Raw genomic sequence first — 16,529 nt, forward strand, 5'->3', positions numbered from 1 at the left:
CCCGCTGAGCCAAGAGCAAATGCTCGACCTGCGCCAATGCCTGGAACGCGGCTTGCCTCTTGTCTCGCGGCCCTACGACAACCTCGCCGAACAGATCGGCGCGCATCACGACCAGGTGTTGCAGCAGATGCAGCAATGGCAGGACCAGGGCCTGTTCCGCCGTGTCGGCCTGGTGCTCAATCACCGCGCCCTGGGCTTTGTCGCCAATGCCATGCTGGTGCTGGACGTGCCCGATGCGCTGGTGGACGAAGTGGGCAACCGCCTGGGCCGCGCGCCCGGTGTCAACCTGTGTTACCAGCGCCCACGCCGCCTGCCGCAGTGGCGCTACAACCTGTTCTGCATGGTGCATGGCCGCGAACGCGAGGAGGTCACGGCGCATATCCAGCGGATGCTGGAACAGCAGCAACTGAGTGACCTGCCGCACCAGTTGCTGTTCAGCACCCACGCCTTCAAGCAATGCGGCGGGCGCTTTACGCCGCCGTCGTCGCAGGTATGGGCCCATGGATGATCTCGACCGGCGCCTGATCAATCGCCTGCAACACGGCCTGCCGCTGGTGCGCGAACCCTGGCGGCAGGTGGCGCAGGAACTGCACAGCCACCCGAGTGAAGTGCTCGACCGCCTGCACGACCTGCTCGAAGACGGGGTGCTGACGCGCTTCGGGCCGATGTTCGATGTCGAGCGCCTCGGCGGCGCCTTCACCCTGGCCGCGCTGGCCGTACCCGACGCGCGCTTTGACGCGGTCGCCGAACAACTCAACGCGCTGCCCCAGGTGGCCCACAACTACCGCCGCGAACACCGCTGGAACATGTGGTTCGTGCTGGCCTGCGGCACCGAGGCCGAACTGGCCGCCACGCTGTCCCGCATCGAGACCCTGACGGGGTTGGCGGTGCTCAATCTGCCGAAGGAGCAAACCTACCATGTCGGTCTGTATTTCCCGGTCTGACCACCACCTGGCCCTGCGCCTGGTCGCCCTCACCCAGGGTGGCCTGCCGCTGCTGGACGATCCCTGGGCCTGGCTCGCCGAGCAGTTGGGCATCAGCGTCGAGTCGACCCTCGACTTGCTCAAGCACCTGCAGGCTGAAGGCGCGATCCGGCGTGTCGCCGCCGTGCCCAACCATTACCGCCTGGGTTATCGCCACAACGGCATGACCGTGTGGGACGTGGCCGACGTGCAGATGCCGCGCCTGGGCGAATTGATCGGTGCGCAGCCGTTTGTCAGCCATTGCTACCGCCGCCCGCGCCGTCCCGACTGGCCCTACAACCTGTTCGCCATGGTGCATGGGCGTAGCCGCGAGGAAATCGACAGCTACCGCGAACACCTGCGGTTCCTGCTCGGCGATGCCTGCCGCGGCGACGAGATGCTGGTGAGCAGCCGCATCCTGAAAAAAACCGGCCTGCGCCTGACGCCGGCACCTTAGAAGGAGCGTCCTATGCTACGGATCAGTCAGTACCTGCGTACCCTGGCCGGAAAATGCCCGCCGCCCCGCACCTCGCCGCCCGGCAAGGAGCGGCCGCCGGTGGTGATCTGGAACCTGCTGCGGCGTTGCAACCTCACCTGCAAACACTGTTACGCCACCAGCGCCGACAGCGTGTTCCGCGATGAACTGGACACCCCGGCGGCGCTCCAGGTGATCGACGATTTGCACGCGGCCGGGGTGCGTGTGCTGATTCTGTCGGGCGGCGAACCGCTGCTGCGCGCAGACCTGTTCCAGCTCAGCGCCTATGCCCGGGACAAAGGTTTTTTCGTCGCGCTGTCGAGCAACGGCACGCTGATCGACGAACACAATATCCAGCAGATCACCGACGCGCGCTTCGACTACGTGGGCATCAGCATTGACGGCCTGCAGGCGACCCACGATGCGTTTCGCCAGTTGCAGGGCAGCTTCCAGCGCTCGATGCACGCCATCCGTCTGTGCCGCGAGGCCGGCATTCGCGTGGGCCTGCGCACCACCCTGACCCAGGAAAACCATGGGCAGTTGCCGCAACTGCTGGCGCTGATGCGTGACTACGATGTGCAGAAGTTCTACCTGTCGCACCTCAACTACAGCGGGCGCGGCAAACGCAGCCGGCAGTTGGACGCGCACCGGCAGATGAGCCGCGATGCGATGACGCTGATTTTCCAGCAGGCCTGGCACGACATCGAAAACGGCGTCGACAGTGACTTCGTCAGCGGCAACAACGACGCCGACGCCGTGCTGTTGCTGCAGTGGGTCCACCAGCATCTGCCCGAGCATTATCCGCAGCTGGAACACCTGCTGCACGGCTGGGGCGGCAATGCGTCGGGCAGCGGCATCGCCAATATCGACAACACCGGCGAGGTACACCCCGACACGTACTGGTGGCAGCACTCGGTGGGCAATGTGCGCAACACCACGTTCCGCCAGCTCTGGCTGGACCGGCCCGACCCGTTGCTGCTGCGCCTGCGCGAACACCCGCGGACCATCGGCGGGCGGTGTGCCGAGTGTCGCTGGCTGCCGATCTGCAACGGCAACACACGCACCCGCGCCTGGGCCAACGGCGACCTTTGGGGCCCCGATCCGGGTTGCCACCTCAGCGACGCCGAGATCGCCCTGCAGCCTCGCAACCTGATCCCTTGCTCGACCACCCGGTGACACAACCGGGGGCAGCCTACCTGATGATGTATCAAGGACGTCTCATGCACACTCCGACCACCTTACCTGCCAGTTTGCACAGCCCCTTCCACCCCGGCGAAGTCGCCTTGGTGGGCGCCGGCCCCGGCGACCCGCGCCTGCTGACCCTGCGGGCCTGGAGCCTGCTGATGCAGGCCGATGCGGTGGTCTTCGACCGGTTGATCAGCGCCGAGATGTTGGCGCTGATCCCGCTGACCTGCGCGCGCCATTACGTCGGCAAGGCCAGCGGCTGTCACAGCCTGCCCCAGGATCAACTCAACGAACTGCTGGCCGAACTGGCCGACCAGGGGCAACGGGTGGTGCGCCTCAAGGGCGGCGACCCGTTTATCTTCGGCCGTGGCGCCGAAGAGCTGGAATACCTGCTGGCCCGAGGCGTGCCCTGCCAGGTGGTGCCGGGCATCACCGCCGCGTCCGGGTGCAGCGCCTATGCCGGCATCCCCCTGACCCACCGCGATCTGGTCAACTCCTGCCGCTTCGTCACCGGGCACCTGCAACGCGACGGCGCGTTGAAGCTGCCTTGGGCCAGCCTTGCCGAGCCGAGCCAGACGCTGGTGTTCTACATGGGCCTGTCGAACCTCGCGCTGATCGCCGAACACCTGGTGGCGGCGGGCCTGCCGGCGGACACCCCAGCGGCGCTGATCAGCAACGGCGCGCGAGCCGACCAGCAGGTGGCCCGTGGCACCCTACGCCAGTTGCCGACGATGGCCGCCGACTGCGAACCCGGTGTGCCGACCCTGACGGTGATCGGCCATGTGGTCAACCTGTTCGCCGGAGCCGCCCTGCACTTCCCCGCCAGCCTGTCGCCGGCCCGCGAAGCGGTGGCGGTATGAAACGCCTGCTACTGCTGCCCTTGCTCTGGGCCGCCGCCGCCCACGGCACGCCGGCCGAGGACTACCAGCGTCACTGCGCGAGCTGCCATGGCGTCAACCGCATCGGCGCCAGCGGCCCGGCGTTACTGCCGGAAAGCCTGGGGCGGATCAAGCCGGAGGAAGTGCGCAAGGTCATCGAGCAAGGGCGCCCGGCCAGTCAGATGGCGGCGTTTGCACCACAGTTGAGCGCTGCGCAGATCGACGGCCTGGCGAATTTCCTGCAGCAACCGCCTGCCACACCGGCGACCTGGAACGAGCAGGACATCCATAACAGCCACACCCTGCTGGCAGACCTGAGCCGCTTGCCGACTACGCCTCAGCATCACGCCGACCCGCTCAACCTGTTTGTGGTGGTGGAGTCCGGCGACCATCACATCGACATTCTCGACGGTGACACCTTTGCCGTGCTGGACCGCTTCCCGACCCATTTCGCGGTCCACGGCGGGCCGAAATTTTCCCCCGATGGGCGCTTTGTGTACTTCGCCTCGCGCGACGGCTGGATCAGCCTGTACGACCTGCACAACCTCAAGCTGATCGCCGAAACCCGCGTGGCGCTCAACACCCGCAACCTCGCGGTGAGCAAGGACGGGCGCTGGGTGCTGGTGGGCAATTACCTGCCGGGCAACCTGGTGGTGCTGGATGCCCGCGACCTGTCGCTGGTCAAGACCCTCGACACCGCGTCGCGGGTCAGCGCGGTGTACACCGCCCCGCCGCGCAACAGCTTTATCGTGGCACTCAAGGACGTGAATGAAGTCTGGGAACTGTCCTATGCCGCCGCCCGACCCAGCTTCGAACCGCGGCGCATCCAGGCCCAGGACGTGCTCGATGACTTTTCGTTTTCCCCGGATTATCGCCAACTGGTCGCCACCTCACGCAAGGCCGGCGGCGGCCAGGTAATCGATCTGGACACCGGCCACGTGGTCACCGACATCCCACTGTCCGGCATGCCGCACCTGGGCTCGGGGACGTATTGGCAGCGCAACGGTGAGTGGGTGTTTGCCACGCCCAATATCAGCAAGGGGCAAATCTCGGTGATCGACCTCAAGACCTGGAAGCTGATCAAGCAGATCCCCACCCTCGGCCCGGGCTTTTTCATGCGCAGCCATGCCAATTCGCGCTATGTGTGGAGCGATGTGTTTTTCGGGCCGGACAACGATGCGATTCACCTGATCGACAAACAGACCCTGGAAATCGCCCACACCCTACGCCCAATGCCGGGCAAGACCGCCGCCCACGTGGAATTCACCCGCGACGGCCGCTACCTGTTGCTGAGCATCTGGGCCAACGATGGGGCGTTGATCGTCTATGACAGCCAGACACTCAAGGAGATCAAGCGCATCCCGATGAACAAACCGTCGGGCAAGTACAACGTGGGCAACAAAGTCGAATTTGCCGAAGGCACATCACACTGAACCTCGCGCCGGGCACCTGCTCGCCAGCGAGGAAACCCCGGCATGGGTTGAAATGGAAATCGACAACTCCCACAAAGAGACCGCGCTGCGGGCGGACATGGTGATCTACTGTGGGAGGTGTCGAGCCCCGGCGAGGCTGCGACGGGGCCGGTACTGCTGACAGTTTTGCTGCCTGACCGTCCGCTATCGCAGCCTCGCTGAAGCTCGACAGCTCCCACAAGGAGACCTCGGTGCGGCCGGACATGGTGATCTACTGTGGGAAGTGTCGAGCCCTGGCGAGGCTGCGACGGGGCCGGTACTGCTGACATTTTTGGCGCCTGACAGCCCGCTATCGCAGCCTCGCTGAAGCTCGACAGCTCCCACAAGGAGACCGCGCTGCGGGCTGACATGGCGATCTACTGTGGGAGGTGTCGAGCCCCGGCGAGGCTGCGACGGGGCCGGTACTGCTGACTTTTTTGCTGCCTGACCGTCCGCTATCGCAGCCTCGCTGAAGCTCGACAGCTCCTACAAAGGGACCGCGCTGCGGCCGGACATGGCGATCTACTGTGGGAGGTGTCGAGCCCCGGCGAGGCTGCGACGGGGCCGGTACTGCTGATATTTTTGGCGCCTGACCGTCCGCTATCGCAGCCTCGCTGAAGCTCGACAGCTCCCACAAGGGGACCGCGGTGCGGGCGGACATGGCGATCTACTGTGGGAGGTGTCGAGCCCTGGCGAGGCTGCGACGGGGCCGGTACTGCTGACAGTTTTGCTGGCTGACCGTCCGCTATCGCAGCCTCGCTGAAGCTCGACAGCTCCCACAAGGAGACCGCGCTGCGGGCGGACATGGCGATCTACTGTGGGAGGTGTCGAGCCCTGGCGAGGCTGCGACGGGGCCGGTACTGCTGACTTTTTTGCTAGCTGACAGCCCGCTATCGCAGCCTCGCTGAAGCTCGACAGCTCCCACAAGGAGACCGCGCTGCGGGCTGACATGGCGATCTACTGTGGGAGGTGTCGAGCCCCGGCGAGGCTGCGACGGGGCCGGTACTGCTGACAGTTTTGCTGGCTGACAGCCCGCTATCGCAGCCTCATGCTCGTTCCCACATGTTGATCGGTGTATGACCTAACTCATCCAGTTCCCGCCATCGACGTTGTAGGTCTGGGCGACGACATAGTCGGCGTCCTTCGACGCGAGGAAGATCGCCATACCGGTGAGGTCTTCAGCGGTGCCCATGCGTCCGAACGGCACCTCGTCGCCTACTCGCTGCTTCTTCTCGCCCGGCGCCAGGCCTTCGTGCTTGGCGAACAGTGCGTCCACCCCGTCCCAATGCTCGCCGTCGACCACGCCCGGGGCGATGGCGTTGACGTTGATGCCCTGCTTGATCAGGTTCAGCCCCGCCGATTGGGTGAGGCTGATCACCGCCGCCTTGCTCGCGCAGTACACCGCGACCAGCGGCTCGCCACGCCGCCCCGCCTGGCTGGCCATGTTGATGATCTTGCCGCCGTGGCCCTGGCGGATCATCTGCCGGGCCGCGGCCTGCAGGGTGAACAGGGTGCCGGCGACGTTGATCGAGAACAGCCGCTCGACACTCTCGCGGGTGATGTCGACAATCGGCGCCAGATCGAACAGCGCCGCGTTGTTGATCAGAATATCCAGCTGGCCGGCATGGGCCACCACGGCGGCAATCGCGGCGTCGATCGACGCCTGGTCGGTGACGTCCATTGCCACCGCGTAAGCCTGCGGGCCCAGTTCGGCTGCTGTGGCCTGGGCCCGCTGCAGGTCGATATCGGCGATGGCAACCGTGGCGCCTTCATGGATATAGGCCTGGGCAAAGGCGCGACCGATGCCTCGCGCCGATCCGGTGATCAGCGCGCTCTTACCTTCCAGTCGTTTCATGGGGTGCGTGTCCCTCGGGCATTGATGGGGGATAACCGGCGCGTTTGATCTCGTGCTCGGCGGTGTCCACCGCTTGTTTTTATGGTCGAGGGCCGATTACAGCAGCTTGGCCGGGCCCTCACAAACCCGTGGCGAATGCCCGACCGATACTTTTTTAACCGCAGGCCCGGGATCAAAAAAGTATCAGTATCGGGCGAAAGCTTCGGTAGCGCGGCTGTCGCCAACACGCGTATTTTGGCGCAATTCCCCAAGTACAAGAGGCATCACCATGCCCATCAGCCGCGCCGAGTTGTTCGAACACCGCCCCGCGGAACTCGAAGTGATCCTGCCCGAGCCGGAACACTGTTTTCGCTGGTTCGAACATGACTACCCCTACGAACTGGCGCGCTGGAATCACCACCCGGAATTCGAGATCCACCTGATCCGCCAAGGCAGCGGCAAGTTGGTGGCGGGCGATTACATCGGCGCATTCGGTGCCGGGCATGTTGCGCTGATCGGCCCGGACCTGCCCCACGACTGGATCGGCGACCTGGCCCCCGGCGAACACCTGAACGGCCGCGATGTGGTGCTGCAATTCGACGGCAGCGCCCTCCTCGCCCTGCGCAAGACCCTGCCGGAACTCGGCGACGTGCAGCCGTTGTTCGAACAGGCCCGGCGCGGCCTGGCATTCAGCGGCGAAACCGCTGTGCAAGCGGCCCGCCTGCTGGAAGACATCGGCAGCGCCCACGGCCTGCAACGCCTGATCCTGTTCCTGCAACTGCTCGACACCCTCAAGAACGCCCCGCCGCCGCAGGTGCAGGCCCTGGCCAGCCCGTGCTATGCGCCGACCCTGGACGCGCGCAGCGCCGAGCGCATCAACAAGGCGTTCGACTACCTGATGCGCGAATTGACCGGCGATGTGCGCCTGTCGGTAATCGCCCGGCAACTGGAGATGAGCGAAGCGGGCTTCTCACGCTTCTTCAAGCGCAACACCGGTCACGGTTTTATCGACCTGATGCGCAAGTTCCGCATACAGCGGGCGTGCCGGCTGTTGCTGCAAAGCGAGCTGTCCGTGGCGGCGATCTGCTTTGAAGTGGGCTACGCCAACCTGTCCAATTTCAACCGGCACTTTCGCATCGAAATTCACCAGACGCCCAGCGAATATCGGCGCGAAACGGCCATGCACCTGTTCCAGCGCAGCGAAAAAATGACACCGCGTCAATACTGACCAAATGGTCGATTAATTAGGATTTTTCCCAATCTATTCAGCCCATTGAGTAAAGTTGGTACAGCTTGTGCAAACGTTTGCGGAACGAACTTGGCCGCCAAGTTCACCTCAACCCGAAGAATCGGGTCTAAACCGCAACTGAATAGGGATTTTCAATGCACTCCACCTCAAGGCATTCCGCTTCCTTTGGTGTTTCCCTGCTATTGAGCGCCGTTACGGGAGTACTCAGCCCGCCCATTCTGGCGCAGGAACAACCCGTCGATGACTCAGCACAGGGCGAAACCCTGAGCCCTGAAGCCAGCCCGGCGAAAAAAGGCGTGTACCTGTCGGACTGGTTCAACCAGGACCTGACATTGATCGGCAGCAAAGACATCAGCTTCGGCCCCAAGCCGGCCGATGACGTCTACCTGGAATACGAGTACTTCGGCCGCAAGGGTCCCTTCGAGCTGTACGGTTATATCGACGTGCCGAAGATTCTCGGCATCGGTAACAGTAATGACAAAGGCGCATGGGATCATGGCTCGCCGCTGTTCATGGAGCACGAGCCACGGATCTCCATCGACTACCTGGCGGGGCGCAGCCTGGCCATCGGCCCGTTCAAGGAATGGTACGTGGCCTTTGACTGGATCTACGACCACGGCAGTAACACCGCCAACCGTGCCAACACGCTATACAGCGGCCTCGGCACCGACATCGACACCCACTCGCGGGTCAACCTGTCGGCGAACTTTTATGGGCGTTACCAATGGGAAAACTATGGCGCCAGCAATGAATACGCATGGGACGGCTACCGCGCGCAGATGAAGTACATTGTGCCCATCGACACGTTCGACAACGGCGCCTCGCTGACCTATATCGGCTTCACCAACTACGATTTCGGCTCGGACCTGCACAAGGACAACCCGGCGCGCACCGCCAACGCGCTGGTGGCGACCAACGTGCTGCTGTACTCGTTCACCCACCTGCGCTTCACTCTGGTCGGTCGTTACTTTCACAACGGCGGTAACTGGGAGGATGGCAGCGAGCTGAATTTCGGCGACGGTAACTTCCGCGCCCGCTCCAACGGCTGGGGATACTACGCCGGCGTAGGCTACCAATTCTGATCAAGGAGTTTTAGATGAGTCTGTTTACCCGTGTCTCGCTGGCCGTCGGCCTGGCGCTGCTGCCCCACCTGGTACTGGCGCAGGCGCCTGCGCCGATCAAGCCCAAGGTGATGCTGATCACCATGTTCGCCCCCGAGGCGCAAACCTGGATCGATCGCCTGGCGCTCAAGCAGGAAGTCCGCGTGCCGGGCTTGTCTGCCGAATACCCGGTGATTCGTTGCAATACCGAAGACGTCTGCCTGCTGGTGACCGGCATGGGCCAGACCAACGCCGCCGCCTCCACCCTGGCGTTGGCGCTGTCACCCAAGTTCGACCTGCGCCAGAGCTACTTTCTGATCGCCGGGATTGCTGGCATCAGCCCCAAACACGGCACCCTCGGCACCACCGCCTGGGCGCATTACCTGGTGGAGTTCGGCACCCAGTGGGAAATCGATTCGCGGGACGCGCCCAAAGACTGGCCGACCGGCTACATCGGTATCAACACCAAGGGTCCGAACGAAAAACCGCCGCTGGACTACAAGACCGAAGTGTTCGAGCTGAACCCGAAACTGCAGGCCAAGGCGTTTGCCCTGTCGCAGAAGGTTGAGCTGACGGAAAGCCCGGAATCCAGCGCCTGGCGCAAACACTACCCTGCGGCACCGGCCAACCAACCGCCGCAAGTCACCCGCTGCGACACCCTGGCGGGCAACACCTGGTTCTCCGGCACGCGCCTGAGCGAGCGCGCCGAAGTCTGGACGCGGTTGCTCACCGACAACCAAGGCGAATACTGCACCACCCAGCAGGAAGACAACTCCACCTATGAAGCCCTGCTGCGCGCCAGTCGCGAAGGGCTGGTGGATATCCAGCGCCTGGCGGTGGTGCGCGCCGGGTCGGATTTCGACCGACCTTATCCGGGCTACAGCGAGGTGGATAACCTGCTCAAATATGCGGACCAGGGCGGCTTCGTGCCGGCGCTGGAGAACCTGTACCGCACGGGCAACCCGTTGGTCCAGGCGATCCTGAAGCACTGGTCGGCGTGGGAAAAAGGCGTGCCCGACGCCTAGTCAAAAACCACCGGTGGGAGCGGGTTTGCTCCCACCTGTTCAAGCGCGTCAGGGCAGCAAGACGATCTTATCGGCGCTGCCCACATTCACCTCCTCGAAGCATTTCACACCCTCGGCCAACGCCACTTCGCGCAGGCCGCTCGGCAGCGGCAGCAACCCTTCGTCAAAGAAGTGCCCGAACTGCTCCAGCATCACCGCACATTGTTCGCAGTTGTAGAGCAACGAATTGATCCCCACCACCGAACCGCCCTTGCGATACAGGGCCAGGGCAGGCAGTTGCACCTGACCGTCGACCGGCGCGGCGATGATCGCGATGCGCCCGAACGGCGCCAGCCCCGCCACGGCGGCGGGCAACCAGAACCCCGTGGTGTCGAAGATCACATCGGCGCCGCCCTTGAACACGGCATTGACCTGCGCGCCCAAATCCTCCGGCTGGCCCAGGGTAATCGCGGCGATACCTTGCGCCTGCAACACTTCGGCCTGCTCAGGGCGTCGCACCGCCGCCAGTACCTGCGCCCCAAGGATTTTCGCCAAGGCCAACGCCGCACTGCCGACGGCCCCGTTCGCACCGATGACCAGCACCCGCGTGCCCTCGCCGACCGCGCTGCGCTGCAGGGCGTCCCACGCGGTGGTGTACGGCACACCGAGGCTGGCGGCCTGGGCAAAACTCAGGTGGCTGGGTTTGTGCGCCACGCCCTTGGCCGACACAGTGAGGTACTGGGCGTGGGAACCGTCGGCGAAGAAACCGAGGTCACGTCCGGTGCCCCAGACCGCCTGCCCGACCCATTCCTGCGGGCCTTCGACCACCACGCCGGCGAAGTCGCGACCGGGAATGCGCGGCAGCGTGGTGTAGGGAAAGCGACCGAGCACATTCTTCACGTCGCTGGGGTTGAGACCGGCGGCCTTGATCTGTACCAGCACGTCCCCGGCGGCGGGCACCGGGGTGGTGACGTCGACGAAACGCAGGGTGGAGAGGTCGCCGGTGGCGGAAAATTGCAGCGCTTTCATGAGCGGCATCCATCAAAGGGGAAAGGACATTCAGGACAACCAACCACTGACCAACTGACGCCCCATCGGCCACAGTTTTTCGCCGAGCAACATGCCCATCAGGCCTACCAGCGCGATGGCCGGCGGCGCGGGCGAGCGGAAATCCAGCGCACCGTAGATCACGCCGACGAAGAGGCCAATGGCAAGGGAGATCAAGTAACTCATGGGGGCAGCGCCTGGTGGTTGGATGGCGCTTAGTGTAGGAAGCCACCGCCCACCTCATCGGCCAAGTGCTTCAGGATTTCGGCCAAACCTTCAACCGCAGTACTGCGACGGCGCCACACCGAGTTCACGACGGAACATGTCGCTGAAACTGCTGGGTGAGTAACCCAGGGACCGCGCGATCGCGCTGACTGACTGGCCTTGGATCAACTCGGCCACCGCCGTGGCCAGTTGCACCTGGCGGCGCCATTCGGCGAAGCCCATGCCAAGGTGGTTCTGGAACAGCCGCGCCAAGGTCCGCACACTGGCACCGGCGGCCTCGGCGTGATGCTCGAAGGGAATCGCCAGGGATGGCGCCGCCATCACCGCCTGGCAGGCATTGACCAGGCGGCGGTCGGCCTCCGGCGGCATGGCGATGCGGATTGACGCGCGGCGTGCGCGCTGCAGCTCCAGCAGGGCCAGGCCGACCACCGCGTCGTAATAGCCGGCATCGCCACTGTCGCCCTGCTCCACCAGGGTGACGATCAACTCGCGCAGCAGCCCGCCGACGTCAATCACCTGCACCTGGCTGTCCAGCGTCGCGGCCAACGCCGGGCGCAGGTAGATATTGCGCATCTGCAAATCCGAGACCACGCGTATCCCGTGTTCCACGCCCGGCGGCAGCCAGACGGCGCGTTGGGGCGGCACCACCAGCGCTTCGCGTGGCGTCTCGACCCACATCACCCCGCTCATGGCATAGAGCAACTGGCCCCAGTCATGCCGATGGGGCTCTACATACCAACCACGCGGGTAGGTCCGCGCCAGCGGTTGCACGGGCACGGCGTGATCACTGAGGTCGGGGGGCGTGGCCAGGGCCATGGGGAACACATCCGGCAAGGGTGAGCGGCCATGGTAATGACCAGCGCCCGACAAGCCGAGCGAATTTTTACCGCGCTCAGCCTTTAGCCGACTTGGCGCATTCGCAGCCCGTCGGCGCCACACATGGCTCACCATGGGCATGGTGTTCGGCACAGCCCTGGCAGCAATAGCCCTTACCGTCTTTCATCACCGCCTCCACTCCCAGCACACATTTGCAGTGTGGGCAGGCACAGGTTGTATCTGGCATGGTCAGACTCCTTCGTCATGGTCGTCCCGGTGCGGCGGGCGCCGACACCTTTAGCAGTGACTGCGGGCCGGCGCGGATGGTTCCTCCCATCAGTCGGTGCGGGCGTTGCTGCGGTACATGAACACCAGCGCTAGCGCCAGGCAGGCCATTGCCACGATCCGGCTGCCCGACAGTTCGATGGCCGGGTGGCCCAGCCAGCCGAAATGGTCGATCAGCACGCTCATGGGGAAAACGCCTCGCGGTTAAAGTAGGTCCATTCCGATTTTTCGGGCCACTATTCCTAAGCCCGGCACGCTGCGACAGACTTCGACGAAATCCTTGTTTGGAGCAATGCCATGGATGTCATATACCGCAACCCGTCGCGCTCAAAACGGTTGGCGTCAACCAGCGGTCAGGCTGTCTTTGATAGCGCCAGCAGTTCTGGCTATATTTGGCCAAAATATGCGGAGAGCCCCATGATTACAGTGCCGTTGGGCGAAGCCAAAAACACGCTGTCAAAACTGGTTGATGAGGCAGCTGCCGGCAAAATCATCACCATCGCCAAGCATGGGCGAGCGATGGCGCAGCTTGTCCCTGTTGGAAAATCCAAAGGTCGCCGAATTGGCGCCATGCAAGGCAAGCTGGTGATTCCGGATGACTTCGACGCGCCTTTGTCCGACGACCTCATCGCGGCGTTCCAGGGCACTCATTCATGAGAGTGCTGCTGGATACCCACATCCTATTGTGGACGTTGAACGATGACCCCAAGCTCTCCAGCAAAGCCCGAAAGCTGATTGAACATGCCGCAGAGATCTACGTCAGTGCCGCCACATTCTGGGAACTGGCGATCAAGGTCGGCCTGGGGAAACTCACTGTCGATCTGGATGAAGTCCGTGAGTGCTGCCTGCAAAGCGGTTTCGTCGAACTCCCCATCACGTCAGAACACGCCATTGCGGTCAAGGATCTCGAGCCTCATCACAAAGACCCTTTCGATCGGCTCATCGCTGCAACCGCCCTGAGCGAACCAATGAAGCTATTGACGGCCGATCCGCAGGTTGCCCAATACACATCGCTGGCGGTCCTGGTGTAGATCGCCCCAGCACCGCGGGCCTTGGATCAAAACAACCACTGCCCGATCAACCACGCATTCGCGCCACTGATCAGCGCAAACAGAAACCACGCGAGCAAGCGCGTCGGCAGGCGATTGACGAACGGGCCCATCAGTCGCGCGTCGCCGGTCATGCGAATCAGCGGATACAACGCAAACGGCAACTGCAGGCTGAGCACCACCTGGCTGAGAATCAGCAATTTGCCAATGGCCGCGTCGCCCATCAGCCACACGCCCACGAACGCCGGGATCAGCGCCAGCCCACGGGTGATCAGGCGTCGCTGCCAGCAAGGAATGCGCAGGTCGAGGTAGCCCTCCATGATCACTTGCCCGGCGATGGTGCCGGTGAACGTGGAACTCTGCCCGGAAGCCAGCAAGGCGATGCCGAACAGGATGCTGGCGAAGGCGCCGCCGACCAGAGGATCGAGCAAATGGTAGGCGTCCTGGATCTCGACCACATCCGTATGCCCGGTTTTATGGAACGCAGCGGCGGCAAGTACCAGGATCGCGGCGTTGACCAGCAAGGCCAGGGCCAGGGAGCCGATGGTGTCGATACGCGCCAGCTTGACCGCGTCCTGCTTGCTGGCGAGGTCTTTGCCGATCAGCCGGGTTTGCACGATCGAGCTGTGCAGATAGAGGTTATGCGGCATCACGGTGGCACCGAGGATACCAATCGCCAGGTACAACGGCGCGGCATCGCTGATGGCCGACAACGACGGCGCAAAGCCGCTGAACACGTCCGGCCAATAGGGCTTGATCAGCACCAGCTCGATGAAGAAACACACGCCGATGGTGGCAACCAGCGCCAGCATGATCGCTTCCAGGCGGCGGAAACCACGGTTTTGCAGGGCCAGCACCAAGAGCGTGTCAAACGCGGTGATGACAATGCCGGTGGTCAACGAAACACCGAGCAGCAGGTGAAACGCCAGGGCGCAGCCGAGCACTTCGGCGAGGTCGGTGGCGATGATGGAAATTTCCGCCAGCACCCACTGGGTGCGGGCCGAGCGTTGGCTGTAGCGTTCGCGGCACAGTTGCGCCAGGTCCTTGCCGGTGGCGATGCCCAGGCGCGAGCACAGGCACTGCACCACCATGCCCGCCAGGCTGGCCAGCAGCACCACAAACAGCAGGTTGTAGCCGTAGCGCGAGCCGGCCTCGATCGCCGTGGCCCAGTTGCCCGGGTCCATGTAGCCGATGGAAATCAGCAAGCCGGGGCCGGCAAACATCAGCATTCGTTTGAAAAACGACGCCTTGGGGTCGACGATGACAGAGCCAGCCACTTCCGGCGGGCAAAACGGAGCGGTAGCGATTTTCGGCAGGCTGAATTTCACGCAGTATCCCAGGCAAACACTCTAGACAAGCCCGTAGCTTATCAGTCGGATGCAACCGTTCGCATCACCGTGTCCCGCGGCAGGTCAAACGCTTCGACCACTTGCACCACCAGGTCCATTTCCTGGTTCAACGCTTCGCGCTCCATGCGCTGGCGGATCACCCCGATCACCAGTACCGCCAAGGTCGTGATCGAATAAGCCGGGCCGGAAAATGCACGCACCCCGCTCACCAGCAACATCGCCGCCGCCAGCGCCTGGCCCACCAGCGGAATCGCCGTGGCCGCGCCGCGCCGCAGGATGAACCCGGTCAGCCCCGCCAACGCCGTACCGCTCAACGCCGTAGCGGCCGAACGGCCGACATCGATGCGATGGAACAGGCCCTGCTCCTTTTGCGCCGCCGCCTGAAGCTCGGCGTCGAACGCCTGTCGGTCGGCGTGGCTGAGTTTGTCCTTGTATTGTTCGATGAGTTTTTCCGCGACTTGCGCTTCGATGTCCGCCAGCACGACGGTCTCCATCGGTTCATCGAACCTGATCCCCAGCCGCTGCGCCACATCCTCGGCGATCTGGCGATACCCCACGCCGTGCCCCCGGGCGAGGTTCATGAAGCTGTCGCCGCCCATGCGCTGCAACTCGATGGCCAACTTCAGCGGCTCGCGCACCGTGGCATCAATCGAGGCACTGCGCTTTTGCGCGATCAATTCGGCGAGGAACTTCAGCTCGTCCGGGCGCGCCCGCACCAGCACCGGGAACAGTTCGTCATCTTCTTCGGCAAAGCGCACCTCGCTACTGCGCTGGTCGGCGCGGATCATGCCGCGTCGCTCCTGCAGCAGGTCGGTGTACTGCACCACCGTCTGCAACTGCGGCCAATAGGCCGCGTGATCGAAGCTGGCCAGGTGAACGTTGGTCACCTTGGCCTTGAGCGCGGGCGTGATCGGGATGGCGTAGCGACCGATGCAACGCTCGGTATCCGGTTTCATCGCCAGGGCCCAATCCTTACTGGAGTGACAATTGATCACCCGCCCCGAAAGCGCTGCACACACTTCATCCCAAGGGCTCGACGTACAGATCGCCCCGCCCATCAACAGCAAATGGTTCAACGGCAGTTCGCGCGCAGTGTCGGGGTTGGCCAACACGCTCTTGACCAGGATGCGCGCGCCGAGGGAATGCCCGATCAGGTTGATGCGCCGCACCTGCAGCGACTCGCCGTGGAGGAATTCGGCCAATTCCGGCAACAGGCTGCGGGCCACTTCATCCACCCGCGCCTCGACACTTTTGTAATGGTCGAGAAAATACCCGATCGCCTTGCCCACCCCTACCGTCGCCGCTCCCAGGCCGCCGCCGCCGAGCATCGCGGTGATCACGTCCTTGAACGGTGCGAACAGGTTTTCCAGAAAATGCCCGGCCGGCCAGAACAGCATCAGGTTGGTCGAACCTTCGATACTTGCCAGTTGCGCCGTGAAGTTGCCCAGTTGCTGCCGGTTGAAGAACGCCGAGTAACCGTGAACATAGAGATTGAGCACGTCCCCCTGAGGCTCGCCGCACAGTACGAACGTAGGCTTGCGGGTACGGTGCATTTCATCCCACTGGTGCTGCATGGGCCGGTGACTCCTGGTGACGAAGGACGCCGATAGTAACAAAGGG

Annotated in this window: 18 protein-coding genes and 1 pseudogene; 11 read left to right on the top strand and 8 right to left on the bottom strand. The window is 63.7% G+C overall.

The genetic code is table 11. The annotated features are described in order from the left end of the window. Positions 1-19: 19 nt before the first annotated feature. The 6 genes from ahbB (TU80_RS09680) to TU80_RS09705 are packed head-to-tail and all read left to right on the top strand — an operon-like array spanning position 20 to position 4,933. Positions 20-508, top strand: a complete 489-nt coding sequence (ahbB, locus tag TU80_RS09680; RefSeq protein ID WP_057004487.1) for a siroheme decarboxylase subunit beta — start codon at positions 20-22, stop codon at positions 506-508. Further along, the gene (locus TU80_RS09685) at positions 501-944 is read left to right on the top strand and encodes an Lrp/AsnC family transcriptional regulator (RefSeq protein ID WP_046383070.1); all 444 of its coding nucleotides are present in this window, start codon (positions 501-503) and stop codon (positions 942-944) included. Before ahbB (TU80_RS09680) ends, TU80_RS09685 begins: the two co-directional genes overlap by 8 nt. After that, positions 919-1,419: a siroheme decarboxylase subunit beta gene (gene ahbB, locus TU80_RS09690; RefSeq protein ID WP_017849357.1), complete on the top strand. Its 501-nt coding sequence runs from the start codon at positions 919-921 to the stop codon at positions 1,417-1,419. The genes TU80_RS09685 and ahbB (TU80_RS09690) overlap by 26 nt, the downstream gene beginning before the upstream one ends. A 12-nt stretch (positions 1,420-1,431) precedes the next feature. After that, positions 1,432-2,613, top strand: a complete 1,182-nt coding sequence (gene nirJ, locus TU80_RS09695) for a heme d1 biosynthesis radical SAM protein NirJ (RefSeq protein WP_017849358.1) — start codon at positions 1,432-1,434, stop codon at positions 2,611-2,613. Between the two features lie 44 nt (positions 2,614-2,657). After that, the gene (gene cobA, locus TU80_RS09700) at positions 2,658-3,482 is read left to right on the top strand and encodes a uroporphyrinogen-III C-methyltransferase (RefSeq protein WP_017849359.1); all 825 of its coding nucleotides are present in this window, start codon (positions 2,658-2,660) and stop codon (positions 3,480-3,482) included. Then, positions 3,479-4,933, top strand: coding sequence for a cytochrome D1 domain-containing protein (locus TU80_RS09705; protein WP_057004357.1), 1,455 nt, complete (start codon positions 3,479-3,481; stop codon positions 4,931-4,933). The genes cobA and TU80_RS09705 overlap by 4 nt, the downstream gene beginning before the upstream one ends. Before the next feature lie 1,099 nt (positions 4,934-6,032). Here the strand turns inward: TU80_RS09705 and TU80_RS09710 are convergent. After that, positions 6,033-6,806: an L-iditol 2-dehydrogenase gene (locus tag TU80_RS09710; RefSeq protein ID WP_017849171.1), complete on the bottom strand. Its 774-nt coding sequence runs from the start codon at positions 6,804-6,806 to the stop codon at positions 6,033-6,035. 268 nt (positions 6,807-7,074) lie between these two features. On the opposite strand from TU80_RS09710, the gene TU80_RS09715 reads away from it, so the two are divergent. The 3 genes from TU80_RS09715 (at position 7,075) to TU80_RS09725 (ending at position 10,159) form a co-directional block, all read left to right on the top strand. After that, positions 7,075-8,013, top strand: coding sequence for an AraC family transcriptional regulator (locus TU80_RS09715; protein ID WP_057004358.1), 939 nt, complete (start codon positions 7,075-7,077; stop codon positions 8,011-8,013). Positions 8,014-8,168: 155 nt separating this feature from the next. Next, on the top strand, positions 8,169-9,116 hold the full coding sequence (locus TU80_RS09720; RefSeq protein WP_057004359.1) for a nucleoside-specific channel-forming protein Tsx: 948 nt from the start codon (positions 8,169-8,171) through the stop codon (positions 9,114-9,116). Between the two features lie 14 nt (positions 9,117-9,130). After that, a complete protein-coding gene (locus TU80_RS09725; protein ID WP_046383067.1) occupies positions 9,131-10,159 on the top strand; it encodes a purine-nucleoside phosphorylase in 1,029 nt (342 codons plus the stop codon). A 48-nt stretch (positions 10,160-10,207) separates the two neighbouring features. Here TU80_RS09725 and TU80_RS09730 read toward each other — a convergent pair whose 3' ends face one another. The 5 genes and pseudogenes from TU80_RS09730 to TU80_RS31465 form a co-directional block, all read right to left on the bottom strand. After that, entirely contained in the window at positions 10,208-11,167 is a 960-nt protein-coding gene (locus tag TU80_RS09730) for a quinone oxidoreductase family protein (RefSeq protein ID WP_057004360.1), read from the bottom strand. Between the two features lie 30 nt (positions 11,168-11,197). After that, positions 11,198-11,371 carry a DUF1427 family protein gene (locus tag TU80_RS31455; protein WP_017849167.1) on the bottom strand — a complete coding sequence of 58 codons (174 nt, stop codon included), beginning with the start codon at positions 11,369-11,371 and terminating at the stop codon, positions 11,198-11,200. A gap of 90 nt (positions 11,372-11,461) precedes the next feature. After that, a complete protein-coding gene (locus TU80_RS09735) occupies positions 11,462-12,226 on the bottom strand; it encodes an AraC family transcriptional regulator (protein ID WP_057004361.1) in 765 nt (254 codons plus the stop codon). Positions 12,227-12,302: 76 nt separating this feature from the next. Then, positions 12,303-12,473 (bottom strand): metallothionein, encoded by a 171-nt coding sequence (locus tag TU80_RS31460; RefSeq protein ID WP_079444133.1) that lies wholly within the window; start codon positions 12,471-12,473, stop codon positions 12,303-12,305. 89 nt (positions 12,474-12,562) lie between these two features. Beyond that, a pseudogene (locus TU80_RS31465) lies at positions 12,563-12,697 on the bottom strand (DMT family transporter); the annotation flags it as partial. Between the two features lie 111 nt (positions 12,698-12,808). On the opposite strand from TU80_RS31465, the gene TU80_RS09740 reads away from it, so the two are divergent. Both TU80_RS09740 and TU80_RS09745 read left to right on the top strand, forming a co-directional pair. After that, the gene (locus tag TU80_RS09740) at positions 12,809-13,168 is read left to right on the top strand and encodes a type II toxin-antitoxin system Phd/YefM family antitoxin (protein ID WP_227778671.1); all 360 of its coding nucleotides are present in this window, start codon (positions 12,809-12,811) and stop codon (positions 13,166-13,168) included. Beyond that, on the top strand, positions 13,165-13,542 hold the full coding sequence (locus TU80_RS09745; RefSeq protein WP_046383063.1) for a type II toxin-antitoxin system VapC family toxin: 378 nt from the start codon (positions 13,165-13,167) through the stop codon (positions 13,540-13,542). Before TU80_RS09740 ends, TU80_RS09745 begins: the two co-directional genes overlap by 4 nt. 26 nt (positions 13,543-13,568) lie before the next feature. Here TU80_RS09745 and TU80_RS09750 read toward each other — a convergent pair whose 3' ends face one another. Further along, positions 13,569-14,888, bottom strand: a complete 1,320-nt coding sequence (locus TU80_RS09750) for an Nramp family divalent metal transporter (protein WP_046383062.1) — start codon at positions 14,886-14,888, stop codon at positions 13,569-13,571. A 41-nt stretch (positions 14,889-14,929) separates the two neighbouring features. Further along, positions 14,930-16,483 carry a DUF726 domain-containing protein gene (locus tag TU80_RS09755; RefSeq protein ID WP_057004362.1) on the bottom strand — a complete coding sequence of 518 codons (1,554 nt, stop codon included), beginning with the start codon at positions 16,481-16,483 and terminating at the stop codon, positions 14,930-14,932. Positions 16,484-16,529 lie beyond the last annotated feature (46 nt).

Source organism: Pseudomonas veronii, assembly GCF_001439695.1.
GTDB lineage: Bacteria > Pseudomonadota > Gammaproteobacteria > Pseudomonadales > Pseudomonadaceae > Aquipseudomonas > Aquipseudomonas veronii.